Source organism: Streptomyces sp. NPDC048603 (genome assembly GCF_043199475.1).
Taxonomy (GTDB): domain Bacteria; phylum Actinomycetota; class Actinomycetes; order Streptomycetales; family Streptomycetaceae; genus Streptomyces.
In genome coordinates, this window is sequence record NZ_JBICVY010000012.1 from 152,799 (window position 1) to 178,239 (window position 25,441).

Annotated in this window: 20 protein-coding genes and 5 tRNA genes; 10 read left to right on the plus strand and 15 right to left on the minus strand. The window is 69.4% G+C overall.

All coding sequences use genetic code 11. From position 1 onward, the window contains the following. Window positions 1-120: 120 nt before the first annotated feature. Both leuD and leuC read right to left on the minus strand, forming a co-directional pair. Window positions 121-714 (minus strand): 3-isopropylmalate dehydratase small subunit, encoded by a 594-nt coding sequence (gene leuD / locus ACGFQ9_RS28740; protein ID WP_393577754.1) that lies wholly within the window; start codon window positions 712-714, stop codon window positions 121-123. Window positions 715-720: 6 nt separating this feature from the next. After that, entirely contained in the window at window positions 721-2,145 is a 1,425-nt protein-coding gene (leuC, locus tag ACGFQ9_RS28745) for a 3-isopropylmalate dehydratase large subunit (protein ID WP_393577755.1), read from the minus strand. Between the two features lie 141 nt (window positions 2,146-2,286). Between leuC and ndgR the strand changes: the two genes are divergently transcribed. Then, complete coding sequence (gene ndgR / locus ACGFQ9_RS28750) at window positions 2,287-3,003, plus strand: IclR family transcriptional regulator NdgR (RefSeq protein WP_114054338.1); 717 nt, start codon at window positions 2,287-2,289, stop codon at window positions 3,001-3,003. 153 nt (window positions 3,004-3,156) lie between these two features. Here the strand turns inward: ndgR and ACGFQ9_RS28755 are convergent, their stop codons facing one another. From ACGFQ9_RS28755 to ACGFQ9_RS28800, 10 genes are all read right to left on the minus strand, one after another. Next, window positions 3,157-5,805 (minus strand): tyrosine-protein kinase family protein, encoded by a 2,649-nt coding sequence (locus ACGFQ9_RS28755; protein ID WP_393577757.1) that lies wholly within the window; start codon window positions 5,803-5,805, stop codon window positions 3,157-3,159. Between the two features lie 530 nt (window positions 5,806-6,335). Further along, a tRNA-Glu gene (locus ACGFQ9_RS28760) sits at window positions 6,336-6,408 on the minus strand. 21 nt (window positions 6,409-6,429) lie between these two features. Beyond that, window positions 6,430-6,501 (minus strand) — tRNA-Gln (locus tag ACGFQ9_RS28765). Between the two features lie 18 nt (window positions 6,502-6,519). Continuing rightward, a tRNA-Glu gene (locus ACGFQ9_RS28770) sits at window positions 6,520-6,595 on the minus strand. Between the two features lie 61 nt (window positions 6,596-6,656). Continuing rightward, window positions 6,657-6,729 (minus strand) — tRNA-Glu (locus tag ACGFQ9_RS28775). A 21-nt stretch (window positions 6,730-6,750) separates the two neighbouring features. Continuing rightward, window positions 6,751-6,822: transfer RNA gene (locus ACGFQ9_RS28780), tRNA-Gln, on the minus strand. 93 nt (window positions 6,823-6,915) lie between these two features. After that, a complete protein-coding gene (locus ACGFQ9_RS28785; RefSeq protein WP_393577759.1) occupies window positions 6,916-7,644 on the minus strand; it encodes an HAD family hydrolase in 729 nt (242 codons plus the stop codon). 94 nt (window positions 7,645-7,738) lie between these two features. Further along, complete coding sequence (gltX, locus tag ACGFQ9_RS28790; RefSeq protein ID WP_393577760.1) at window positions 7,739-9,214, minus strand: glutamate--tRNA ligase; 1,476 nt, start codon at window positions 9,212-9,214, stop codon at window positions 7,739-7,741. Further along, window positions 9,207-9,983 carry a fumarylacetoacetate hydrolase family protein gene (locus tag ACGFQ9_RS28795; RefSeq protein WP_365111844.1) on the minus strand — a complete coding sequence of 259 codons (777 nt, stop codon included), beginning with the start codon at window positions 9,981-9,983 and terminating at the stop codon, window positions 9,207-9,209. Before ACGFQ9_RS28795 ends, gltX begins: the two co-directional genes overlap by 8 nt. Window positions 9,984-10,066: 83 nt before the next feature. Continuing rightward, window positions 10,067-10,252: a hypothetical protein gene (locus ACGFQ9_RS28800; protein WP_393577762.1), complete on the minus strand. Its 186-nt coding sequence runs from the start codon at window positions 10,250-10,252 to the stop codon at window positions 10,067-10,069. 540 nt (window positions 10,253-10,792) lie between these two features. Here ACGFQ9_RS28800 and ACGFQ9_RS28805 point away from each other — a divergent pair. The 8 genes from ACGFQ9_RS28805 (at window position 10,793) to ACGFQ9_RS28840 (ending at window position 21,143) form a co-directional block, all read left to right on the plus strand. After that, window positions 10,793-14,530: a nitrate- and nitrite sensing domain-containing protein gene (locus ACGFQ9_RS28805; protein WP_393577764.1), complete on the plus strand. Its 3,738-nt coding sequence runs from the start codon at window positions 10,793-10,795 to the stop codon at window positions 14,528-14,530. A gap of 9 nt (window positions 14,531-14,539) precedes the next feature. Beyond that, window positions 14,540-14,953 (plus strand): roadblock/LC7 domain-containing protein, encoded by a 414-nt coding sequence (locus ACGFQ9_RS28810; protein WP_365112203.1) that lies wholly within the window; start codon window positions 14,540-14,542, stop codon window positions 14,951-14,953. Window positions 14,954-15,110: 157 nt separating this feature from the next. Beyond that, window positions 15,111-15,509, plus strand: coding sequence for a DUF742 domain-containing protein (locus tag ACGFQ9_RS28815; protein WP_393577766.1), 399 nt, complete (start codon window positions 15,111-15,113; stop codon window positions 15,507-15,509). Beyond that, window positions 15,490-16,083 carry an ATP/GTP-binding protein gene (locus ACGFQ9_RS28820; protein WP_393577767.1) on the plus strand — a complete coding sequence of 198 codons (594 nt, stop codon included), beginning with the start codon at window positions 15,490-15,492 and terminating at the stop codon, window positions 16,081-16,083. Before ACGFQ9_RS28815 ends, ACGFQ9_RS28820 begins: the two co-directional genes overlap by 20 nt. A 298-nt stretch (window positions 16,084-16,381) precedes the next feature. After that, window positions 16,382-19,519 (plus strand): nitrate- and nitrite sensing domain-containing protein, encoded by a 3,138-nt coding sequence (locus ACGFQ9_RS28825; RefSeq protein WP_393577769.1) that lies wholly within the window; start codon window positions 16,382-16,384, stop codon window positions 19,517-19,519. Window positions 19,520-19,529: 10 nt separating this feature from the next. Continuing rightward, entirely contained in the window at window positions 19,530-19,943 is a 414-nt protein-coding gene (locus ACGFQ9_RS28830; RefSeq protein ID WP_365112203.1) for a roadblock/LC7 domain-containing protein, read from the plus strand. A 92-nt stretch (window positions 19,944-20,035) separates the two neighbouring features. Beyond that, window positions 20,036-20,581, plus strand: coding sequence for a DUF742 domain-containing protein (locus tag ACGFQ9_RS28835; RefSeq protein WP_393577771.1), 546 nt, complete (start codon window positions 20,036-20,038; stop codon window positions 20,579-20,581). Further along, window positions 20,562-21,143, plus strand: a complete 582-nt coding sequence (locus ACGFQ9_RS28840) for an ATP/GTP-binding protein (RefSeq protein WP_037792108.1) — start codon at window positions 20,562-20,564, stop codon at window positions 21,141-21,143. Before ACGFQ9_RS28835 ends, ACGFQ9_RS28840 begins: the two co-directional genes overlap by 20 nt. Window positions 21,144-21,323: 180 nt before the next feature. Here the strand turns inward: ACGFQ9_RS28840 and ACGFQ9_RS28845 are convergent, their stop codons facing one another. Both ACGFQ9_RS28845 and ACGFQ9_RS28850 read right to left on the minus strand, forming a co-directional pair. Beyond that, window positions 21,324-21,518, minus strand: a complete 195-nt coding sequence (locus ACGFQ9_RS28845) for an acyl-CoA carboxylase subunit epsilon (protein ID WP_393577772.1) — start codon at window positions 21,516-21,518, stop codon at window positions 21,324-21,326. A 16-nt stretch (window positions 21,519-21,534) separates the two neighbouring features. Beyond that, window positions 21,535-23,118, minus strand: coding sequence for an acyl-CoA carboxylase subunit beta (locus ACGFQ9_RS28850; RefSeq protein WP_393577773.1), 1,584 nt, complete (start codon window positions 23,116-23,118; stop codon window positions 21,535-21,537). A gap of 240 nt (window positions 23,119-23,358) precedes the next feature. Here ACGFQ9_RS28850 and ACGFQ9_RS28855 point away from each other — a divergent pair, with 240 nt between their 5' ends. Beyond that, window positions 23,359-23,976, plus strand: coding sequence for a YceI family protein (locus ACGFQ9_RS28855; RefSeq protein ID WP_393577774.1), 618 nt, complete (start codon window positions 23,359-23,361; stop codon window positions 23,974-23,976). Between the two features lie 29 nt (window positions 23,977-24,005). On the opposite strand, the gene ACGFQ9_RS28860 is transcribed toward ACGFQ9_RS28855, so the two are convergent. Beyond that, window positions 24,006-25,355 carry a hypothetical protein gene (locus ACGFQ9_RS28860; protein ID WP_393577775.1) on the minus strand — a complete coding sequence of 450 codons (1,350 nt, stop codon included), beginning with the start codon at window positions 25,353-25,355 and terminating at the stop codon, window positions 24,006-24,008. Between the last annotated feature and the right edge of the window lie 86 nt (window positions 25,356-25,441).

The following is a 25,441-nucleotide window of genomic DNA, read 5'->3' on the forward strand; positions in this document are numbered from 1 at the left end:
CTGGGGCGAGTTGTCGCCTCATGGGCCCTCAACATACGACTGTGCCCCCCGCCGGAAGGCGGGGGGCACAGTCGGTGGAACGCGATCACCTCAGGGCGAATAAGCCCTGATCAGAGTGAATCAGGCGCGAATCGTACGGGGCTTGAAGGACGGGCGCGCGCTTTCGTACCGGGCGATGTCCGCTTCGTTCTGAAGGGTGAGGGAGATGTCGTCCAGACCCTCCAGCAGACGCCAGCGGGCGTTGTCGTCCAGCTCGAACTCGGCCTCGATTCCGGCCGCACGGACCTGGCGGGCGACCAGGTCGACGGTGATCTCGGCGGCCGGGTCGGCCTCGGTCAGCTCCCAGAGCCGGTCGACGGTCTCCTGCGGCAGCACCACGGTCAGCAGACCGTTCTTCAGGGAGTTGCCGCGGAAGATGTCGGCGAACCGGGAGGAGATCACGGTCTTGAAGCCGTAGTTCTGCAGCGCCCACACGGCGTGCTCACGGGAGGAGCCGGTGCCGAAGTCGGGGCCCGCCACGAGCACGGTCGCGCCCTGGCGCTCCGGGCGGTTGGTGACGAACTCGGGGTCCTTGCGCCAGGCCTCGAAGAGGCCGTCCTCGAAACCGTCGCGGGTGATCTTCTTGAGCCAGTGGGCCGGGATGATCTGGTCGGTGTCGACGTTGCTGCGACGCAGCGGGACGGCCCGGCCGGTGTGCGTGGTGAAGGCTTCCATGGTTGATCAGACTCCGGCGGTCGCGGTGGCGTCGGTCAGGTCGGCGGGCGAGGCCAGGTGGCCCAGCACCGCGGTGGCCGCGGCCACCTGCGGGGAGACCAGGTGGGTGCGTCCGCCCTTGCCCTGCCGGCCCTCGAAGTTGCGGTTGGAGGTGGAGGCGGAACGCTCACCGGGGGCCAACTGGTCGGGGTTCATGCCCAGGCACATCGAGCAGCCCGCGTGCCGCCATTCGGCGCCGGCCTCCTTGAAGACCCGGTCCAGGCCCTCGTCGACGGCCTGCAGGCCGACCCGGGCGGAGCCGGGAACCACCAGCATCCGTACGCCCTCGGCGACTTTACGGCCCTTGATGATGCCGGCGACGGCGCGCAGGTCCTCGATCCGGCCGTTGGTGCAGGAACCTACGAAGACGGTGTCGACCTTGATGTCGCGCAGCGGCTGTCCGGCCTCCAACCCCATGTACTCCAGGGCCTTTTCGGCGGCGAGGCGCTCCGAAGGGTCCTCGTACGAAGCCGGGTCGGGGACGTTGGCCGACAGCGGCGCGCCCTGGCCCGGGTTGGTGCCCCAGGTGACGAACGGGGTCAGCGCGGAGCCGTCGATGACGACCTCGGCGTCGAAGACCGCGTCCTCGTCGGTGCGCAGGGTCTTCCAGTACGCGACGGCGGCGTCCCAGTCCTCGCCCTCCGGGGCGTGGTCACGGCCCAGCAGGTAGTCGAAGGTGGTCTGGTCGGGGGCGATCATGCCCGCCCGGGCGCCGGCCTCGATCGACATGTTGCAGATGGTCATCCGGGCCTCCATCGAGAGCTTCTCGATGGCCTCGCCGCGGTACTCCAGGACGTAGCCCTGGCCGCCTCCGGTGCCGATCCTGGCGATGATCGCCAGGATCAGGTCCTTGGCGGTGACGCCCTCGGCCAGCTCGCCGGTGACCGTGATCGCCATGGTCTTGGGACGGGCCATCGGCAGCGTCTGGGTCGCCAGCACGTGCTCGACCTGGCTGGTGCCGATGCCGAAGGCCAGCGCGCCGAAGGCGCCGTGCGTGGAGGTGTGGGAGTCACCGCAGACCACGGTGGTGCCGGGCTGGGTGAGTCCCAGCTGCGGTCCCACCACGTGGACGACGCCCTGCTCGACGTCGCCCAGCGAGTGCAGGCGGACACCGAACTCGGCGCAGTTGCTCCGCAGCGTCTCCAGCTGGGCCCGGGAGACCGGGTCCGCGATCGGCTTGTCGATGTCGATGGTGGGGGTGTTGTGGTCCTCGGTCGCGATGGTGAGGTCGAGGCGTCGGACCTTGCGGCCGGCCTGGCGCAGCCCCTCGAAGGCCTGCGGGCTGGTCACCTCGTGCAGCAGGTGCAGATCGATGAAGAGGAGGTCGGGCTCGCCCTCGGCGCGCCGGACGACGTGGTCGTCCCAGACCTTCTCCGCGAGTGTCCTACCCATCGCTTTCCCTCCGGCCGGCTGGTTGTCCCGGCACTCCTAGAGATCCCGAACCCAGTGGTTCGTGGGCCCGTACATACAGACTGGCGGGTTCTTGGAAAATTTGAACTTGCGTTTCACAGTGTGAGACATGAATATCGTTGCATGGACAACTCTAGCGGCGTCGGCGTTCTCGACAAGGCAGCTCTGGTTTTGAGCGCACTGGAGTCCGGTCCGGCCACCCTCGCCGGGCTGGTCGCGGCGACAGGGCTCGCACGACCCACGGCACATCGCCTTGCCGTGGCACTGGAACACCACCGGATGGTGGCGAGGGACATGCAGGGCCGGTTCATCCTCGGTCCGCGGCTGGCAGAGCTCGCCGCCGCGGCCGGCGAGGACCGTCTGCTGGCCACGGCGGGACCGGTACTCACCCACCTCCGTGACGTGACCGGGGAGAGCGCTCAGCTCTACCGGCGTCAGGGAGACATGCGCATCTGCGTGGCGGCAGCCGAGCGGCTGTCCGGTCTGCGGGACACGGTGCCGGTCGGCTCCACGCTCCCGATGAAGGCCGGCTCGGCCGCGCAGATCCTGATGGCCTGGGAGGAGCCCGAGCGGCTGCACCGGGGCCTGCAGGGCGCGCGTTTCACGGCCACGGCCCTGTCGGGCGTACGGCGCCGCGGCTGGGCCCAGTCGATCGGCGAGCGGGAGCCCGGCGTGGCCTCCGTCTCGGCGCCCGTGCGCGGGCCGTCGAACCGTGTGGTGGCCGCCGTGTCGGTCTCCGGGCCGATCGAGCGGCTGACCCGTCACCCGGGCCGGATGCACGCGCAGGCGGTCATTGACGCGGCCGCCCGCCTCACGGAGGCCCTGCGCCGGGCCGGCTGACCCTTCTCCCCTTTGCACACCCCCGGGCCCGGGGGCGCGTACGACGCCGCACACGTCCTGACACGCGCCTCCGGGCCCGCTCTTTCGTTACTGGAACTGCCCTCCTGGAAGCCGAAGGGCCCCTGGCTGCTGCCAGGGGCCCTTCTTCGCACCTCAGATCGGTCCTCTCCGCGTGACGCTCAGCGCCCAGCGGTACAGGTCGGGCACACGGAACACCCTTGATGCCCCATCGCTCTCCATCGGTGCGATCAGGCCCACCTCCTGCGCCAGACCGATGAGGTCTTCCTCCACATCAGGGAGGTTCTGCTCCAGGTGGTCCTCACCGACGGGCGTGCGCCCGTAGTCGCGCAGGACAGAGGCAACCTCCTGCAGCTCTTGGAACTCTTCGTCCAGGAGCGCCGAGAGCGCCCGCTCACTGACCTGCTCAAGGGTGAGGGCAAGGCTGCGCGGGCGCAGGACGGATCGTTCGTACCCACTGCGCTTCTCCTCTTCACGCTCCCAGTCCAGTGCGGCCGCAAACAGCTGCAACAGGGCGCGCGGGGAGTGGTCACCGTTGCCGTCAGCCAAACGGTTCCAGACCCAGTTTGCAGTGAAGGCCGTCCGCTCTCCACGCATCCGCTCGCCCACCAGTGCGTTCCAGGCAAGGGTCACCTGCTCCGGGCTCCAGGAGGCAACATCCATGGCTGTCAGCCCCGCGTCGATGTCCACGAGTGCCTGCCTGAAGCCAGCTGCCCGGATCGCGCGCTTGAGTACAACCTTGAAGTACTCCTCGCGGTCCTCCCACTGAAGGCGCTTCGACAAGCCGAAGAAGTGACTCTTGTTCTCGAAGCGGAGTCCTTGCCAGATGTCCTGGCGGACAAGAATCTTGAAACGGACCCGATGAAGCCGTGGGGCAAGATCTGCCTGCTTGGTGAGAAGACCGGAGATCGCTGCGGCCCGTCTGCTCCTAGCGTCGGCGGAGTGACCGAATGCAGTGTCCAAGCCGTCGAAGAGGAGCAGGAGACCCGGACCTCCAACAGACTCGAGCCTGCGCATCCACTCGGCGCATTCCAGTGGCCCCATCGGATCCTGCAAGACCTCCGACACGGCCTTGACCGCAGCAAACTCCCCTTCCTTGATCTCCGCCATGGCCGCATGTGGTGCGCCGAGTTCAGGCTGCGGCTGCATGCGGTGGATTGCGAGGGCTACGAGCACCTGCCAGAAGCTGCTCCAGTCCATGCCTTCGGCCCGCAGCACGCTGTCGATCGCCTTGTAGCTGTCTGGACCGAAGGACCAGTCGGGTCGCTCCTTGAGCTGTGGCGTCGTGACGAGCACGGGGCGCCACCCTTCGATCCGGCCGGCGGCGAGCCAACGGAAGAGAGCCGTCTTGCCGGTTCCCTTGCGACCCAGGATGAGCGGGACCTCTGGGTCGGCGGTTTCGTTGACCTGCCGTGTGACCACGTAGTCCTGGAGGAACTCTTCGCTGTCGAGAGACTCCGCCGTTCCTGTGGAGAAGGACAGTTGCCGCAGCGCTTCGCCCTTCCGCTCAGAGGACTGACGGCGCTGCGCACGGTCGGACACGGGCTCGGGAACGATCTGAAGGATCCAATCCGCTATGCGCGCGTACGGTGCCAGCTGCCCCTTCGCCGTCGCCACCGTGTCCGAGAACGCGACGTCAGGGTTGTAGGGCACGACATGGGTGATCTCTTCCGGGCTCAGTGCAGAGGCAACGTCGTCCCGCCCCGTGACGAGTGGCGCGAGCCAGCCCTCCACCCAGGTCTTGGCCCGCTCCGCCAGGCGGGTGGCGCTGATGCCCGGAGGCATCGGCGATACCACGAAACGGGGCTCGGGAGTGAGCGAGTGCGCCGCCCGGCGCCGCGTCGTGGCCCGGAGAAGTGCCCTGGTGAGCAGCTCGGTCCCGTTTCGCGCCTGGCCGTGCGGGTGGAAGCAGACGATGGCCATGTCGGAAACGTCGAACAGCAACGGTGCCGCCACGGGACTCACACCTGTGCGCGAGTCGATGAGGATGACGTCAGGGCTGAGATTCGACGAACGGACCTCATCGATCAGCCGGTGAAGGGCGTTGACCCGCTCCCGATACCAGATCTCAGGCTCCAGGGAGCGCAATCGTGCCGCGTAGTGTCCGTCCACCCGACCTGCAGGCATACAGAAGAGGCGACCCGAATCATCCACCGGGAGCACATGATCCAGGATCTGCGGCCCGTCTTCGAACTCATACTGCAGCAGGGCCGACACGGTACCTTGGTCTGCTTCAACCCGGCTCTCAATGCCGAAGAGCGAGTCGAGGCCGGGTGCTTCCAGATCCATGTCGATACATACGACCTTGAGTCCGTGCTCGCCGCTTAGCTTCCGGGCCACGGCCGCCAGGGCAGTGCTACGGCCGACGCCGCCCTTCAGACTGTAGAAGGTCACAACCGGAGCAGATTCAAGCTCCTCGTCGAGATCGCTGGCGAAGACGATCTCAACGGGGTCCTCGCTCATGGCCCTGTCGAACGCGTCCTTCCAAGCAGGCACCGCACTCTGGCCTGCTGGCAGGGCTCCGTACCAATGGGCCTCGGAGGCCGTCAGGACCTCCCACGTGTGGACTCGGCCGGCCGCCTCCGCCGAAACCGCAGCCAGGACGCGTTCACGACGTGCTGTCTCATCGGCCGGCCCGAAGTCATCCGACACCACGCGGACTACAAAGCCTGCCGGGTCCGCCACGATCGCGACCTCGGCGGATGGCAGAGCGGAAAGGACCGCTGCCGTGATCTCTTCCATCATGTCCCGGTCGGGCATTGGGTGTGCCTGTTCCTTCGTCATCGGGTACCTCGGCTCCTGCCGAACCGGTTCGACTCTGCCTGCCGAATACGCGTCGTCACCCACTGTGCCAGCTCGATGCCGCCTTGCAGCAGATCGTGGGGATCGACCCCCTTCGGGAGTTCGGTCTCGTAGCGAAGTTCCGTGCCCCAGTGGTCCAGGAACAACGCAGAGTGCCCCCGAGCGGCTGGGAAGCCGGCGGATGACCACAACCCCCGCAGGTTGTGCCCTTCGCTGCCTCCCCGCGGGAACCGGATGCTTCGGATGTGCAGCAGGTGCTTCAGCTTGCACTCGACCACATACCCGGCCAGGTACACCGCTCCGAGCAGAAGGCCACCGTCTTTCAGGACTTGCGTCTCATTCGCACGCAGCCTGGCAACTTCGTGAAAGTTACTCAATCCCCGCCCCGTACTCGCGCTGCGTCAGTACAGACCGATGATCGCAGCAGAGGGCGCTCCGTGAGGCAGATTCCACGCATTGCGCGAGCATGCGGAGAGGCCCTCCGCGATGATCGCGGAGGGCCTCTCCTACCGTACCCCCGACCGGATTCGAACCGGCGCTACCGCCTTGAGAGGGCGGCGTGCTAGGCCGCTACACAACGGGGGCAAGATCTTTATTTGTACTGCGCTGGCCTACCTGGACTCGAACCAAGACTAACTGAACCAGAATCAGTCGTGCTGCCAATTACACCATAGGCCACTGGTGGCTTATACCAGTTGGTACCCCCGACCGGATTCGAACCGGCGCTACCGCCTTGAGAGGGCGGCGTGCTAGGCCGCTACACAACGGGGGCCCTAGCGATCCTGCATCGAAACGTCCGGGAGCTACCCAGGAGACCTCGCGGGAAGGATCTGTACCCCCGACCGGATTCGAACCGGCGCTACCGCCTTGAGAGGGCGGCGTGCTAGGCCGCTACACAACGGGGGCAAGCACTGCATGCGCACTGCGCTGGGGTACCAGGACTCGAACCTAGAACAACTGAACCAGAATCAGCCGTGTTGCCAATTACACCATACCCCACCAAAACTCAACCCACCGTAGGGGGTTTCGTTCTGAGTGGCGCCCCCGTTGCTTCCGGCCTTTCGGCCCGCTCCCGGCGGCGCAGAAAGAACATTACCGGATGCCTGACCGTGCTCCAAAACGGGTATCCCCGGCCAGCACCTCGGGCAGCTCCGAGAGCCCCTCGATCCGGTGCGTGCCCTCGGGTGCGGGCCCGCCGTCGCCCCGCCGGTCCAGCCATACGGCGACCAGCCCGGCGTCCCGGGCGCCGAGGGCGTCGATCTCCCGGTTGTCCCCCACGTAGGCCACTTCTCCGGGCTCCAGCCCCATCGCGGCGCAGGCGGCCAGGAAGGCGCCCGCCTCCGGCTTGCTCACGCCCAGTTCGGCGGCGCACAGCAGTACCTCGAAGCGTTCCCACAGGCCCAGGCTGCGCATCTTGCGCTCCTGGACGGGGGCGCTGGAGTTGGACAGCAGCCCGTGCCGGTGGGTGTCCGTGAGGGCGTCCAGCGCCGGCAGGACGTCCGGGAAGAGCGTCCAGGCGGCCTCGTAGTGCTCCAGGTACCGGCCGAACCAGGCATCGGCCTCCTCGTCGGTCAGCCCGGGCCGGTCCAGGAAGTCCCGCACCCGGTCCCGGCGCTGCCCCTGGAAGGACACCTGGCCTGCCGCGAAGCGCTCCCAGTGCCGGTCCGTGGCCTCGCGCCAGCTCCGCAGCGCCCCTTCCGGCGTTCCGTGGAGCCCGTCGAGCCCCTGTTCCGCGAGCCACCGCGCCAGACCGGCGGTGTCCGCGCCGGTGTAGTCGAAGAGGGTGTCGTCGATGTCCCAGAGCACGGCGCGGATCTCCATGTGACCGACGCTACAACGCCGCGGGGGCGGTCGTCCGTGCAGTGCGCAAAAAGGCACTGCGGGACGACCGCCCCCGCGGGGAGTGACGAACGACTCAGCCGGCGAGCTTCGCCAGGGCCGCGTCGATGCGGGCCAGGGTCTTCTCCTTGCCCAGGATCTCCAGGGACTCGAAGAGCGGCAGGCCGACGGTGCGGCCGGTGACGGCCACCCGGACCGGGGCCTGGGCCTTGCCGAGCTTGAGGCCGTGGGCCTCGCCGGCGGTGAGCACGGCCTGCTTGAGCGACTCCGGGTCCGACCAGTTCGCGGACTCCAGGTTGGCGCGGGCGGTGGTCAGCAGCGCGGCCGGCTCGCCCTTCATCGCCTTGTCCCAGGACGGCTCGTCGGAGACCGGCTCGGGGAGGAAGAGGAAGTCCACGTTGGCCGTGATGTCCGAGAGGACCGTGACACGGGTCTGCGCGTGCGGGGCGATGGCCTCCCAGGCGGCCTGGTCGAAGTCCTCCGGCGCCCAGGGGGCGTGCGGGGCGCGCAGCCACGGGGTGCAGGCGTCCGCGAAGGCCTTCGGGTCCAGCCGGCGGATGTGCTCGGCGTTGATGGCCTCGCACTTCTTCAGGTCGAAGCGGGCCGGGTTGGCGTTGACGTCCGAGACGTCGAACTTCGCCACCATCTCCTCGATGGTGAAGAGGTCCTGGTCCGCGGAGAACGACCAGCCGAGGAGGGAGAGGTAGTTGAGGAGGCCCTCGGGCAGGAAGCCGCGCTCGCGGTAGATGTTGAGCGAGGCCTGCGGGTCGCGCTTGGAGAGCTTCTTGTTGCCCTCGCCCATCACGTACGGCAGGTGGCCGAAGGAGGGGATGTCCTTGGCGACGCCCAGCTCGATCAGCGCCTTGTAGAGCGCGATCTGGCGCGGGGTGGAGGACAGCAGGTCCTCGCCGCGCAGCACGTGGGTGATCTCCATCAGCGCGTCGTCGACCGGGTTGACCAGCGTGTAGAGCGGGGCGCCGTTGGCCCGGAGGATGCCGTAGTCCGGCACGTTCTCCGGGGTGAAGGTGAGCTCGCCGCGGACCAGGTCGGTGAAGGTGATCGGCTCGTCGGGCATCCGGAAGCGCACGATCGGGGTGCGGCCCTCGGCCTCGTACGCGGCCTTCTGCTCCTCGGTGACCACGCGGCACATGCCGTCGTAGCCGGACGGGCGGCCCTCGCGGCGGGCGAGCTCGCGGCGCTCGTCGAGTTCCTCGGCGGTGCAGTAGCAGTGGTAGGCGTAGCCGCCCTCGATGAGCTTCTTCGCGACGTCCGCGTAGATGTCCATCCGCTGGGACTGGCGGTACGGGGCGTGCGGGCCGCCGGCCTCGGGGCCCTCGTCCCAGGTGAAGCCGAGCCACTTCAGCGAGTCGAGGAGCTGCTCGTACGACTCCTCGGAGTCGCGCGCCGCGTCGGTGTCCTCGATGCGGAAGACGAACGTGCCGCCGTGGTGGCGGGCGAACGCCCAGTTGAAGAGGGCGGTACGGACCAGGCCCACGTGGGGGTTGCCGGTCGGAGAGGGACAGAAACGTACGCGGACAGAGCCGTTAGCCACGCTTGATCACCTTGTTGGTGAGAGTGCCGATGCCTTCGATGGTGACGGCGACCTCGTCGCCGACGTTGAGGGGGCCGACTCCCGCCGGGGTCCCCGTGAGGACGACGTCGCCGGGGAGCAGCGTCATCGCCTCGGTGATGTGCACGATGAGGTCCTCGATGGAGCGGACCATCTCGCTCGTGCGGCCGAGCTGCCGCTGTTCGCCGTTGACCGTGCACTGCACGGCGAGGTCGGACGGGTCGAGTTCGGTCTCGATCCAGGGACCGAGCGGGCAGGAGCTGTCGAAGCCCTTGGCCCGGGCCCACTGCTTCTCGCGCTGCTGGACGTCGCGCGCGGTGACGTCGTTGGCGCAGGTGTAGCCGAGGATCACGTCTTTGACGCGCTCCCGGGGCACCTCGCGGCACATGCGGCCGATGACCACGGCCAGCTCCGCCTCGTGGTGGAGCTCCTGCGAGAAGGAGGGGTAGGCGATCGGGTCGCCCGGGCCCACCACCGAGGTGGAGGGCTTGAAGAAGGTGATCGGGGCGTCCGGGACCTCGTTGCCGAGCTCCGCCGCGTGCTCCGCGTAGTTGCGGCCGATGGCCACGACCTTGTTGGGGAGCACCGGCGGCAGCAACCGGACCTTGCTCAGCGGGACCTTCGTGCCGGAGAGCTCGAAGTCCGCGAACGGGATGCCTTTGATGATGTCGATGACGAGTTCGTCGGGGGCGGTGCCCTCCACGGCGCCGAAGGCGACATTTCCGTCGATCGAGAATCTGGCGATGCGCAAGGGTCGCGCCTGCCCCTCTTGTTTCCGCTGGCTGGAGTCTGCGGGTCCAGGCTAACGCGGCCGAGGGGCCTGACCGGCCTTGTTTACGGCTGGACGGCGGCGACGGGCGCGTGCATCAGGACGGTGCGGCGGGGGTTGGCCGTCTGGGCCGGCAGGTCGACCGGGTGCTCCGGGGCCGCGGCCGCCTGCACCTCCTCGGCGTCCTTCAGGTGCGCCAGGGTGGTGCGGCGGGGGTTGGCTATGTTGCGGAACATCATGGTCGTCTTCATCGGAGTCTTTGACCCTGTCGGTGAGCGGGGCGCCGCGCGGGCGCCGATTGTCGGATGTGCCATCCCTGTAATGGGAAAGGCTAAACATCTGAATCCCCGGGAGAACCGGTAAGTAATGGCCATGGGTATGTGAGTTTGCTCACGAGCGACCGGGCATTACGGACATACTGACGGGTCACATGGCCCCCCGGAAACGGACATTGCGCCACTGAATGTTCCATTCCGCTGCTGATCATCTCGACTGGGACACCCGGCGACCCTTTGCGTTTCCGTCACTGAAGTCCGATTCCTTCCCAAAAGCCCTCCACCCCCCGTAGTCCTGGCGTCACTTTTCGTGAGCGACTCTCCGGTGGGGGTCTCGCACCTTGTTGGAGATCCCCCACTGTGCTGGAATTCGCGGGACCGACGCGGGAATCAAGAGAAATCAACGAAAGCCGCGCGGTCACGACGACCACCACGGGGCCCTGACAGGGGCCCCACGACTCGACACCGTCCCTCCGCTCGCCCGGCGGGACGCCTGGTCCAGAGGTTGCGACGCTAGTGCAGGGACGTTTCAAGAGGGATGGCAGCGCTGCGGCGGAGCAGGAGCCCCGCGGCGGGACCGACCGCGGCTCCTCGCCCCAGCACGCGCAGAACCGCGGGCCGGGCGCCGAAGGTGCCGCCGGAAGCCCGGCCGGAGCCGCTCAGGCGGCCGGCAAGGGCAAGACGAAGGCAAAGGGTGCCGGCAAGGGCAGGGGCCGCAAGGCCGTCCAGGCCGGCGCCACGACCGAGCCCGTCGACCTGGGCCAGGCGATACCGAAGGCCCCCAGTGGGCCCGGTTCCCGTCTCGCCCTCCAGAACTGGCGCATCAGTACGCGACTGCTGTCGCTGCTGACCCTGCCCGTCGTCGCGGCCACCACGCTGGGTGCCGTACGAATCAACGACTCGCTCAACGAGATCGAGCAGCTGGAGCACATGCAGCTGCTGACCACGCTGACCCGGCAGGCCACCAACCTGGCCTCCGCGCTCCAGGAGGAGCGCGACCGGTCGGCCGGTCCGCTGAGCAACAAGAAGAACGACTCCGGTGTCCAGACCGTCCAGGACTCCACCGACGCCGCCGCCCAGGCCTTCGCCTCCGCCACGTCGAACATCGACGACCAGGAGGAGAAGGACGAGACCCTCAAGTCGATCCGCAGCAACGTCACGCAGATCAGCCGGCAGCTCGCCTCGCTCGAGGAGATCCGCGGCAACGCGTACCAGAGCGGCGGATCGCAGCAGACCGTCTCGCAGTACAACGCCCTGATCGTCTCTCTGCTCTCGCTCTCGCAGGACATGGCGCAGGCGACCTCCAGCCCGGAGATGATCAAGCGCACCCGCGCACTGGCCGCGTTCTCCTCCGCCAAGGAGTACGCGTCCATCCAGCGCGCGATGATCGCGGCGGCGCTGCCCGCGAACACCACCGAGCAGCGCACCATGCCGGAGAACGACCGCCTCTACGCGTACTCGGCCTACCGGAACTACGACCAGGCCAAGGTCACCTTCGAACTGGTCTACCAGGGCAAGTCCGAGGAACTGCTGGCACCGCTGGGCTCCGGCAACTCCGAGATCTCCTCCGCGGACAGCTACGCCGGCCGTGTGCTGAAGAACCCGGGCCAGTTCGCCAAGGAGAATCCCCGCACCTGGCTGGACTGGTACGACGCCTACGACAACAAGATCGTGGCGATGAAGCGGATCGAGCTCCAGCTCCTCGGGGACATGGAGCAGAAGGCCCGCGAGCTCAAGAACGAGTCGCAGCGCGACGCCATCATCAACGGTGCGCTGATCCTCCTCGTCCTCGGCGTCTCGCTCATCGGCGCATTCGTCGTGTCCCGCTCCATGATCCGCTCGCTGCGCCGGCTGCAGGACACCGCGACCAGGGTCGCCCAGGAACGCCTGCCCGAGATCGTCAAGCAGCTCTCGGAGACCGACCCGCAGGAAGTGGACACCACCGTGGAGTCGGTCGGTGTGCACTCCCGGGACGAGATCGGCCAGGTGGCCGCGGCCTTCGACGACGTGCACCGCGAGGCGGTCCGCCTCGCCGCCGAGCAGGCCCTCCTCCGGGGCAACGTCAACGCGATGTTCACCAACCTCTCGCGCCGTTCGCAGGGTCTCATCCAGCGCCAGCTCTCGCTGATCTCGGAGCTGGAGTCGCGCGAGGCCGACCCGGACCAGCTGTCCTCCCTCTTCAAGCTCGACCACCTCGCGACCCGCATGCGCCGTAACGGCGAAAACCTCCTCGTCCTCGCGGGCGAGGAGCCGGGCCGCCGGTGGACCCGCCCGGTCCCGCTGGTCGACGTCCTCCGTGCCGCCGCGTCCGAGGTGGAGCAGTACGAGCGCATCGAGCTGGCCTCGGTGCCCTCCACCGAGGTGGCCGGCCGGGTCGTCAACGACCTCGTGCACCTCCTCGCCGAGCTGCTGGAGAACGCGACCTCGTTCTCCTCCCCGCAGACCAAGGTCAAGGTCACCGGTCACGCGCTGCCCGACGGCCGCGTGCTGGTCGAGATCCACGACACCGGTATCGGCCTCTCCCCCGAAGACCTCGCCGCGATCAACGAGCGGCTCGCCGCTCCGCCCACGGTGGACGTCTCGGTGTCCCGCCGCATGGGTCTGTTCGTGGTCGGCCGCCTGTCCCTGCGACACGGCATCCGCATCCAGCTGCGTCCGTCCGACTCCGGCGGTACGACGGCCCTCGTCATGCTGCCCGTGGACGTCGCCCAGGGCGGGCGCAAGCCCGGTGGCCAGGGCGGTCCGGGTGCGCCCGGCGGCCAGGGCGGCCCCGGCGGCCAGCAGGGCGGTGCCCCGGTGGCCGGTGCTCCCGGACGCCCGCAGGTGGGCGGCGCCCCGCAGCGCGGCCAGATGTCCGGTGGTCCGCAGCGTGCCGCGCTGCCCGGCCGCGACGGTTCCGCCCCGCCTCAGGGCGGCTCGGGCATCGCGGGTGCCTTCAACGGCGCTTCGGCCGCAGGCCGTGGGGCCGGGCAGAACCCGCAGGGCGGGCTCGGCAACCACCCGCAGGGCGGCTTCGGCCAGGGTCCCGCGCAGGGCCAGAACGCCTTCGGCGCCGGCGGTGCCCCGCAGAGCGGCCGTGGTCCGGCCGCCGGTGGCGCGCAGGGCCGTCCGGCCGCACCCCCGCAGAACACCGGTCCTGCGGGCTTCCCGCAGGGCAACGCCTTCGAGCGGCCGCAGGCGCCGGCCGGCGGCCCGGGTGCCCCGCAGGCCCCGGCCCCGCAGGCCCCTGGTGCCCCGCAGGCCCCGGCCCGTGGGCCGCGCCCCCAGCTGCCCGCACGAGGCGAGCTGCCGGGCAACCAGACCAGCTGGGGAACCGACCAGGCCCGCCACGGTGGTCCGGACGTGCCGCGCGGTCACGACGAGCTGTCCGGTCCCGGCTCCACGGCCGAGTTCCCCCGCCCGGACTTCAACGCGCCGCTCCCCCAGGACACCGGCAACTGGGCCATGCCCCAGGCCGAGTCCACCGGCCAGTTCGAGCGCCCCGACGTGCGCGGTCCGGCGAACCCGGCCGCCACCGGACAGTTCGCGCGGCCGGGCGGCCCCGGCGTGGGCTCGTACGGCGACCCGGCTCAGCAGGGCCGGCCGCAGTACCAGGCCCCGCAGGCGCCCGCACCGGCACCACGTGCCGACGCGCCGCAGCTGCCGCAGGCCCTCCCCCAGACTCCGTCCGGGGGGACCCCCAGGCCGGAGGCACTGCCCCCGGCGGGCGGGTCCCCGGCGGATGCCCGTAGTCCGATCTTCGAGACCATGGAGGCGAACTGGTACCCGCAGGACGGCGCCGGCGGCACGCCGCAGGCTCCCGGCCGGGGACCGGGCGTCCCCCAGCAGCAGTCCCACGGTCCGCAGCAGCCGGCTCAGGCCGCGCTCCGTCAGCAGCCGCTGCCGCAGCGCGGCCACGAGCCCGCCCCGGAGCCGACCCCGGCCGCCACCACGGGCCCCACCCCGCAGGTGAGCTGGAAGTCGTCCCCGAACGACGAACTGATGCGACAGGCCGAGCGGGTGCGCCAGCCCGCGGCCGGTGGAGTGACCACCTCGGGTCTGCCCCGCCGGGTGCCGCGTGCGAACCTGGTCGCGGGCACTGCCCAGCAGGCCGGCGACGCGCAGGCCGGCCCGCAGGTTTCGCGTGCGCCCGATGACGTGCGCGGCCGCCTGACCAACCTCCGACGCGGTATCCAGCAGGGACGCCAGGCCGGCACCAGTGGCCCGGCGACCGGCAGTTACCACATCGACCCCACTTACCAGCAGGAGCGATAGTTGAGTTCGATGAGCCAGGCGGCACAGAACCTGAACTGGTTGATCACCAACTTCGTGGACAACACCCCCGGGGTGTCCCACACCGTGGTGGTCTCCGCCGACGGTCTCCTGCTGGCGATGTCCGAAGGGTTCCCACGCGACCGGGCCGACCAGCTCGCGGCCGTGGCTTCCGGACTGACCTCGCTGACCGCCGGAGCCTCCCGCATCTTCGAGGGCGGCTCCGTCAACCAGACGGTGGTCGAGATGGACCGGGGATTCCTGTTCCTGATGTCGATCTCCGACGGATCCTCGCTGGCCGTACTCGCCCACCCGGAGTGCGACATCGGCCTCGTGGGCTACGAGATGGCCCTCCTGGTGGACCGCGCCGGCAACGTCCTCACCCCGGACCTGCGCGCGGAACTCCAGGGAAGCCTGCTCAGCTGATCATCCATCTCCCGGCCGGACGGTACTGCCGGCCGGGAGACCGGGGTCCCTTCCCTGGCCCCGGGACCCAGTACCACCGTCCGGCCGTCATCCCGTCCCCCCACCGGCCACCGTCAGACGGCACGCTGACCACCTGCTGTCGCAGCCCGGAGGATTCATGACCCCGCCCCCCGCCTATCCCGACTCGTACGGCGATTCGTCGTACGCCGCGGAAGGCGACCAGCCGCTGGTACGCCCCTATGCGATGACGGGTGGCCGGACCCGGCCGCGCTATCAGCTCGCCATCGAGGCCCTGGTCAGCACCACGGCCGATCCGATGCACCTGTCCGGACTGCTGCCCGAGCACCAGCGCATCTGCACGCTGTGCCGCGAGGTCAAGTCGGTCGCGGAGGTGTCGGCACTGCTGTCGATGCCGCTGGGTGTCGCCCGGATCCTGGTCGCCGACCTGGCCGAGGCGGGCATGGTGGCCATCCACCAGCCGGGCAATGGAGAGGCCGGCGGCACGCCGGACGTGACGCTGCTGGAGAGGGTGCTCAGTGGACTTCGCAAGCTCTAACGGAGGTTCCCACGGTGGAGCGGTCCGCTCCACCACCTCCGCGAAGATCGTGGTGGCGGGCGGCTTCGGCGTGGGCAAGACCACGTTCGTCGGAGCGGTCTCCGAGATCAACCCCCTGCGCACCGAAGCCGTCATGACGTCCGCCTCCGCGGGCATCGACGACCTCACCCACACCGGTGACAAGACGACAACCACGGTCGCCATGGACTTCGGCCGCATCACCCTCGACCAGGACCTCATCCTCTACCTGTTCGGCACCCCCGGACAGGACCGCTTCTGGTTCATGTGGGACGACCTCGTCCGCGGCGCCATCGGCGCCGTCGTCCTCGTCGACACCCGCCGCCTCGCCGACTGCTTCCCCGCCGTCGACTACTTCGAGAACAGCGGCCTCCCCTTCGTCGTGGCGCTCAACGGCTTCGAGGGCCACCAGCCCTACACGCCGGAGGAGGTCCGCGAGGCCCTCCAGATCGGCCCGGACGCCCCCATCATCACCACCGACGCCCGCCACCGCGCAGACGCCAAGTCCGCACTCATCACGCTCGTCGAGCACGCACTCATGGCACGTTTGAAGTAGACGAGTTCACGCAATCTCCACGACTTCCGGGGCGGGCTGTGTCGTACGACACCACCCGCCCCGTGTCGTTCATAACGTTTCGACAGAGAATTGACGGTAGTTGGACACACGCCGCGTTCGCTCGGTGCCGCTGCGCGTACGAGACGCTTCTTGTTTGGCGCCACTCGCTCTTTATGTCCGTTTTACGCGAGGCATAAGTCTCTGGGAATGGCCGGATTCAACTGTTTGGAACACGACCGTTGCCCATGCTGGAATTCAACGAACTAGCTAGTAGCACCGCCGAGAGGTTGTTGGTCGAGTGAGGCGAAGCAACTCGAGCCCCGCGGAAGAAGCCGCGCGCGGCAACTTCACCCCGCCGCAGCGCGCGGCCGCGTCTCCCGTCGACGTGCCCGTGGACGAGTCCACGAACAGCGGAAGCACCAGCAGGTTCTCCCCCCGCAACTGGCGCGTGCCGACCCGTCTGAACGCCATCCTGGTCCTGCCGGCCCTCGTCGGTCTGGTCATGGGCGGCTTCCAGGTGAAGGGGTCCATCGACACCTGGAACGAGGCGAAGGACGCCGAGAAGACGGCCCGCATCGTCCAGGCGGCGGCGGAATACGGCCAGGCGCTGCTCAACGAGCGCGACCTCACCGCCGCACCGCTGCTCACCGGAAACCGTGACGACGAGGCGATCTCCAAGGCCTACGCGGAGACCGACGCGGCGAAGACCAAGTTCGCCCAGGCCGTCGAGGGCATGCCCGAGAAGGAGGGCCTGGAGCGCCGTCTGCAGCTCTTCCAGCAGGAGGAGCCCAAGCTCCAGCGGGTCCGTGAAACGGCCTACGCCAAGGAGCTGGAGACCGAAAAGAAGGACCTCCCGAACAACATCCTCGGTCCGATTCCGACCGAGGAGAGTTATGTGCTGGTCCAGCACTACCTCATGCAGTTCGCCAACGAACTCGGTCTCGGCACCGGAAATGTGACCAGCTACGGCCGCATGGTGTACGCGATCCAGCTCGCCAAGGCCGCCAACTCGCTGCAGCGCTCGGTCGGCACCCACCTGCTCGTCCGGCCCAACAGCAAGGAACAGATCCACAAGGCGCAGCTCGTCGCCTTCTCCTCCTACGCCTACCTCGAGGAAATCGCCATCGGCGAGTACGTCGCGGCGGGCACCGAGGCCGACACCGACCGGCTCAAGGAGGTCATGGGCAAGAAGAGCGCCCAGGGCGCCGAGCGGCTCGACCGTGCCGAGCAGGAGGCCAAGGCCGCCGGCAAGCCCTTCAAGCGGCCGCCGAACAGCGGCGGCTCGATCCTCGCGGGCATGACCGAGGAGATAGCCAGCGGCGCCTCCAAGGAGAAGCTGACCGCCGACGGCATCGTCGCGCCGGTCTGGCAGGCCGCCGCCACCGCCAAGTTCGACGGCTACTCGGAGATCGAGAAGGAACTCCTCGACAAGGCGGTCAACGACGCCGTCGCCATCTCCGACGACGCCCGCACCGACGCCATCACCAACGGCGCCATCGTGGTCGTGGCCCTGCTCGTCGCCTTCATCCTGGCCGGCATGGTGGCCCGCCAGATGGGCCGCTCGATGCGCCGCCTGCGCGGTGCCGCCTTCGACATCGCCGAGCAGCGCCTCCCGATGCTCGTCGACCAGCTGTCCCGTACGGACCCCGGCAAGGTCGACACCCGGGTCGCGCCCATCCCGATCAACTCCCAGGACGAGATCGGCGAGGTCGCCCGCGCCTTCGACCAGGTCCACCGCGAGGCCATCCGGCTCGCCGCCGAGCAGGCTCTCCTCCGGGGCAACGTCAACGCGATCTTCACCAACCTGTCGCGCCGCAACCAGTCGCTGATCGAGGGCCAGCTGACCCTGATCACCGACCTGGAGAACAACGAGGCCGACCCCGACCAGCTGGAGAACCTCTTCCGGCTGGACCACCTCGCCACCCGTATGCGCCGCAACGGCGAGAACCTCCTCATCCTCGCGGGTGAGGAGCCGGGCCGCCGCTGGGACCAGCCGGTGCCGCTGGTGGACGTGCTCCGCGCCGCCTCCTCGGAGGTGGAGCAGTACGAGCGCATCGAGCTCTCGGGCGTCTCCGAGGCCGAGATCCACGGCCGGGCCGTGACCGACCTCGTGCACCTGCTCGCCGAGCTCCTGGAGAACGCCACCACGTTCTCCTCCCCGCAGACCAAGGTCCGCGTCAACGCCACCCGTCTGCCGGACGGCCGCGTGATGGTCGAGATCCACGACAAGGGCATCGGCCTGACCGCCGAGGACTTCGCGGACATCAACCACAAGCTGGCCAACCCGCCGACCGTGGACGCGGCGATCTCGCAGCGCATGGGCCTGTTCGTGGTCGGCCGGCTGGCGGACCGTCACCACATCCGCGTCCAGCTCCGCCCCTCGGGCGAGCAGGCGGGCACCACCTCGCTGGTGATGCTCCCGGACGCGATCACCCACGGTGGTGGTGGCGAGGGGATCCCGGACGACGACTTCACCGTGTCCCAGATGATCCCGCAGCAGCAGGCGTTCGAGAGCGCCCCGCTGCGCACCGCCGCGGAGCTCGGCTTCGACGACTCCCGGTACTCCGACGGGAGCGTCGGCGACACGGGCCCGATGAACCCGGTGGGCCGCTCGCTGGGCGCCCAGGAGCGCCGCGCGCAGCTTCAGGAGAACGTCGCCCAGCAGCAGTACCCGCAGGACTATCCGGAACCTCAGCCGGAGCACGGCTACCAGCAGTACCAGGAGTACGAGCAGCAGCCGGAGCAGGGCTACGAGGCCGGCTACGAGAACGCGTACGAGCCGGGTTACCCGCAGCAGGACGGTTATGCCTATCCGGAAGCCGGGTACCAGGACGGTGGGCCGGCCGACCAGGGCTACGACACCGGGTACCAGGACCAGTCCCCCCAGGTGGCGTGGCCGGAGCAGAACGCATACCAGGCGGACTACCAGCAGGGCTACGGGAACGAATCGGAACCCCCGTCGGCTCCCGAACCGGCCCGGGAACGCGTAGGCTTCGACCGTCCGGAAACCGCTGCCGAAACCGGTCACGAGATGACCGGAGCGGGCCTGCCGCGTCGCGGCAGCCAGCAGCAGTGGCAGCCGGCGCAGCAGGAAGCGGAGCCGGCCAAGTCCCTCTTCGAGCAGCGGTCCCCCGCGGCGACGGAGCAGGGTCGGGACGGTGCCGGCTGGCGTTCGGCCAATGACGAGCGCTGGCAGCAGGCCGGCAAACTCCGTGAGCCGAAGGCGGGCGGGGTCACCCCGTCCGGTCTCCCTCGGCGCGTGCCCAAGGCCAACCTGGTCGAGGGCTCCGCGGAGACGACCCCGCAGGGCGGCCCCCAGGTCTCCCGCGCCCCGGAAGACGTCCGTGGCAGGCTGAGTAACCTGCGACGTGGTGTCCAGCAGGGACGCAGTGCGGGTTCGGAGCAGTCAAGTAACAGCTATGACCAGGAGCGTTAGTGTGAGCGCGATGAGCCAGGCGGCGCAGAACCTGAACTGGTTGATCACCAACTTCGTGGACAACACCCCCGGGGTGTCCCACACCGTGGTGGTCTCCGCCGACGGCCTTCTGCTGGCGATGTCCGAAGGGTTTCCGCGCGATCGAGCCGACCAGCTTGCGGCCGTGGCTTCCGGACTGACCTCGCTGACCGCCGGAGCCTCCCGCATCTTCGAGGGCGGCTCCGTCAACCAGACTGTGGTCGAGATGGACCGGGGATTCCTGTTCCTGATGTCGATCTCCGACGGATCCTCGCTGGCCGTACTCGCCCACCCGGAGTGCGACATCGGCCTCGTGGGCTACGAGATGGCCCTTCTGGTGGACCGCGCCGGCAACGTCCTCACCCCGGACCTGCGCGCGGAGCTCCAGGGAAGTCTTCTCAGTTAGCAGACGGGCAGTTCGTTTTCGCGCCACCGCCCCGTAAGGTGCGGTGGCGCGGTCCAACGGGAGTACTGCGTTTTGGAGTCGGAGGAGGAAACGTGACAACACCCGCAGGAGGACATCCATACGGCGGGGCGGCACAGCCGCAGGGTGGGCACGACCAGAACCGCTTCAACTTCCCCTCCGCTCCCAGCCGCCCCGTGCCGGAGCAGTCCCCGTATCAGCAACAGTCGTACGGACAGCAGCCGTACGCGCCTCAGCAGCAGCCCGGCCGGGCCGACCGGCCGCAGCAGGCGAAGGCGCACAACCCGCTGGTCCGTCCGTACGCGATGACCGGCGGGCGGACCCGGCCGCGCTACCAGCTCGCCATCGAGGCGCTGGTCAGCACCACGGCCGATCCCGCGCGGCTGCAAGGGCAGTTGCCCGAGCACCAGCGCATCTGCCGGCTCTGCCAAGAGATCAAATCGGTGGCCGAGATCTCGGCCCTCCTCTCCATTCCCCTCGGCGTGGCCCGAATCCTCGTCGCCGACCTGGCCGAGGCCGGGCTCGTCGCCATTCACCAGCCCGGCGGCGACGAGTCCGCGGGCGGCCAGCCAGACGTGACACTGCTCGAAAGGGTGCTCAGTGGACTTCGCAAGCTCTAACGGCGGAGCGGCTCGCTCCACCACCTCCGCGAAGATCGTGGTGGCGGGCGGCTTCGGCGTGGGCAAGACCACGTTCGTCGGCGCGGTCTCCGAGATCAACCCCCTGCGCACCGAAGCCGTCATGACGTCCGCCTCCGCGGGCATCGACGACCTCACCCACACCGGTGACAAGACGACCACCACGGTCGCCATGGACTTCGGCCGCATCACCCTCGACCAGGACCTCATCCTCTACCTGTTCGGCACCCCCGGACAGGACCGCTTCTGGTTCATGTGGGACGACCTCGTCCGCGGCGCCATCGGCGCCGTCGTCCTCGTCGACACCCGCCGCCTCGCCGACTGCTTCCCCGCCGTCGACTACTTCGAGAACAGCGGCCTGCCGTTCGTCATCGCCCTCAACGGCTTCGACGGACACCAGCCCTACACCCCCGAAGAAGTCCGCGAGGCCCTCCAGATCGGCCCGGACGCCCCCATCATCACCACCGACGCCCGCCACCGCGCAGACGCCAAGTCCGCACTCATCACGCTCGTCGAGCACGCACTCATGGCACGCCTGCGGTAGTACGCGCCGCGCGTACGCGAAGGCCCCGTGTCCCCGGTTCTCCGGTGGACACGGGGCCTTCGCCGTTGCCGTGCGCCCTCGCAGAGGGCGGGGCCGGGCCCGGACATGGTGCCGGGCCCGGACATGCGGCAGGCCCCGCACCCGTGGTTCGGGTGCGGGGCCTGCGGGGGCGTCTGCGGGTCAGCCCTGCCAGCTGTGCGGGGCGCGGAAGCCCGGGGTGCGCTCCAGACGGCGCCAGCCGGCGGTGGAGCGGCGGGGGGCCGGCACGGCGGACGGGGTGGCGGCGGCGCGGGCGAGCAGGATCGCGGTGATCGCGGCCAGCTCCTCCGGCTCGGCGTGGCCCTTTTCGACGCGCAGCATCGTGTCGGTGCTCATCGTTGGCTTCGTCTCCTTACTGCGGCGGGTTGCCGTGCTTGCGGGACGGCAGGTCGGCGTGCTTGTTGCGGAGCATCGCGAGGGCGCTGATCAGGGTCTCGCGGGTCTCGGCGGGGTCGATGACGTCGTCGACGAGGCCGCGTTCGGCCGCGTAGTACGGGTGCATCAGCTCGGCCTTGTACTCCTTGACCATGCGGGCGCGCATGGCCTCGGGGTCCTCGGCGTCGGCGATCTGCTTGCGGAAGATGACGTTGGCGGCGCCTTCCGCGCCCATCACCGCGATCTCGTTGGTGGGCCAGGCGTACGTGAGGTCGGCGCCGATGGACTGGGAGTCCATGACGATGTACGCGCCGCCGTACGCCTTGCGGAGGATGAGGCTGATCCGCGGGACGGTGGCGTTGCAGTACGCGTACAGCAGCTTGGCGCCGTGCCGGATGATGCCGCCGTGCTCCTGGGAGACGCCGGGCAGGAAGCCCGGGACGTCCAGGAAGGTCAGGATCGGGATGTTGAAGGCGTCGCACATCTGGACGAAGCGCGCGCCCTTCTCGGACGCCTCGATGTCGAGGACGCCGGCGAGGTGGCCGGGCTGGTTGGCGACGATGCCGACGACCTGGCCGTCCATCCGCGCGAGGGCGCAGATGAGGTTGCGGGCCCAGCGCTCGTGGATCTCCAGGACCTCGCCGTCGTCGACGATCTCCTCGATGACCTTGAGCATGTCGTACGGGCGGTTGCCGTCGGCGGGGACCAGGTCCAGCAGGACGTCCGAGCGGCGGTCGGCCGGGTCGTCCGTCGGGTGGGCCGGCGGGTTCTCCCGGTTGTTGGAGGGCAGCATCGAGATGAGGTACCGGACCTCGGCGATGCAGGTCTCCTCGTCGTCGTAGGCGAAGTGGGCCACGCCCGAGGTCTCGGCGTGCACGTCGGCGCCGCCGAGGCCGTTCTGGGTGATCTCCTCGCCGGTCACCGCGCGGACCACGTCCGGGCCGGTGATGAACATCTGCGAGGTGTCCCGGACCATGAACACGAAGTCCGTCAGGGCCGGGGAGTACGCCGCGCCGCCCGCGCAGGGGCCGAGCATCACGCTGATCTGCGGGATGACGCCCGAGGCGCGGGTGTTGCGCTGGAAGATGCCGCCGTAGCCGGCGAGGGCGGAGACGCCCTCCTGGATACGGGCGCCGGCGCCGTCGTTCAGCGACACCAGCGGCGCACCGGCCGCGATGGCCATGTCCATGATCTTGTGGATCTTCGTGGCGTGGGCCTCGCCCAGCGCGCCGCCGAAGATCCGGAAGTCGTGGGCGTAGACGAAGACCGTGCGGCCCTCGACGGTGCCCCAGCCGGTGATGACACCGTCGGTGTAGGGCTTGCGGGCCTCCAGACCGAAACCGGTCGCCCGGTGCCGGCGCAGCTGCTCGACCTCCTTGAAGGAGCCTTCGTCGAGGAGGAGCGCGATGCGCTCGCGGGCGGTCAGCTTCCCCTTGGCGTGCTGGGCTTCGGTCGCGCGGTCACTGGGGCCGCGCCGCGCCTGCTCGCGCAGGTCGTGCAGCTCGGCCACGCGGCCGCGAGCGTCCGTCGGCTCGCCTGGAGTCTGGTCCACAACGGTCATGTATCGACCTTACGAAGGCGACCTCGGGAAACCCTCCGTAGAGACCGCACAGTCTCGGACCCGATCCGCTGTGAGGCCCACACAGAAGCGCCGGGGCGTGCAAGGACATCACCAGCAGGGACCTGCTGCCTTTGTCCACTCCCCACAAGACTCGCGAGTTAAGTTGAAAGTTGAACAGAATGGGTCTACTGTCGTTCTCGTTGAAACTTCAACGAACGTCCCCCCACCGAGGAGCACACCATGGGCATCTTCAGCCGCCGCACCAGCGAGACCGTCACCCCCGCCGCCACCGCCGTCCTCGACGCCGACCCGGCCCTGGCCGCCCTCACCGGCGACTACACCATCGACCCCGCGCACAGCAGCATCGGCTTCACCGTCCGGCACGCGATGGTGACCAACGTCCGCGGCAACTTCACCGACCACGAGGGCACCCTCCGCCTGGACGGGGCCGACCCCTCCCGGTCCACCGCCGTCGTCGAGATCCGGACCGCCTCGGTCGACACCGGTATCGCCGACCGCGACACCCACCTGCGCGGCGGGGACTTCTTCGACGCCGAGACCTTCCCGCTGATGACCTTCCGCTCCACCGCGGCCGCCCGGACCGGCGCCGACACCTACCGCCTCACCGGCGAGCTCACCATCAAGGACGTCACCCGCCCGCTCTCCCTCGACCTGGAGTTCAACGGCGCGGCCACCGACCCCTACGGCAACGAGCGCGTCGGCTTCGAGGGCCGCGCCGAGATCCTGCGCTCCGAGTGGGGCCTGACCTGGAACGCCGCGCTGGAGGCCGGCGGCGTGATGGTCAGCGACAAGGTGAAGCTGACCTTCGACATCTCGGCCATCCGCAAGGCGGCCTGAGCCTCGTCACCCGGCCCCGGGGGCGGTGCTCAGAACCCGCCCCCGCCGTCGAACCCGCCGCCACCGCCCCAGTCCCCGCCGCCGAAACCGCCCCCGAAGTCGGAGGCGTCGAAGTCGGAGCCGGAGAAGTCGCCGCCCTCGAAGCCGTCTCCGTAACCGGCGCCGCCCCAGTCGGCGCCGTAGGCCGGGCTGGACATCATCGAGCCGAGCACCGTGCCCGCCAGCAGGCCGGGCAGGATCCCGCCGCCGAAATAGCCGCCGGCCCACGGCCCGTACACCGGTCCGGCGTCGTAGTAGGGCCGCGGACCACGGTCGGTGTCGACCGTGCGGACCATCGGGTCCTTGCCGTCGCGCAGGCGGACCGCGTCCGCGGCGCACACCGGGACCGTGCGGGGCGTGCCCGCAGCGGGCGCCCAGGAGGCGTCCTCGGTGCCGGGACCGTGCCGCGGGTCGAAGAAGCAGGGCGCGCGCCGCTCGGGCGGCGGCCGCCCCTCCCGGCGGGCGGCGAGCACGGCCAGCGCGAACCGGCCGTCCTCCAGCGCCTGGGTGACCCCCTTGACCTCCTCCGGGTGCCGCACGGAGCCCATGATCTGCTTGGCCCGGTCGTACGAGTCCAGGGCCCGCTCGTAGTCCTGCCGCATGACGTCGTCGGCGCCCGGCTCACCGGGGTGGAAGTCCAGCCGTTCGAGTTCCTCGCCGAAGGCGGTGATGTCCTCGTCGACCACCACCCGCAGCTTCTCCACCGCCGCCTGCTCGGCCTCCTCCTTGCGCCTGCGGTTCCGGCGGACCAGGGCGTACGCGCCTCCGCCGCCGAGCACCGCGACCGCGCCGAGCCCGACCAGCGCCGTGGTGTCCACACCGCCGCCGGGGGCTCCGGTGGTGCCCCAGGAGGCGGGGGCGCTGCCCCTCGTCTGCGGCAGGGCCTGGTCGACGAAGTTGTTGAGCTGGGTGGACGCGTCCACCGGGCCGCCCGCCTTCACCGCTTCGGAGAGGTTCTGCACGGCGTTCCCCGGCATGACCCTCGGGTCGGCCTTGGCGTCGAAGCCGTCTCCGAGCCGGATGGCGTAGAGACCGGTGATGCCGGTCAGGGACCGCACGTTGCGGAACACCGTGTCCGGGGGGAACTCGCTGGAGTTCGGCAGCACGGCGACGAAGAGCGGTTTGTCCGCGTCCTTGATCTTCTTGGCGAGGGCATCCGCCTGGTCCTTCGACAACTGCGCCTGGGCGCGCGGGTCGACGTAGACCGGGCCCTGCTTCAGGGCCTCGGCCACGGCGTCCGGTCCGGTCGCGGCCGACGCCTGTGGGGCGACCGCGAGGGCGGTCGCCGACAGTGCGAGCAGCAGGCCGGAAAGTACGGCGGGTATCAGCCTGGTCCTCATGCCTACGACGCTACCCGAACAGGCGTTTTCCTGTGTAAGCCGGACATAAGGTAAGCGGGCGCGAGGACCGGGCGGTTGCCTCAGAC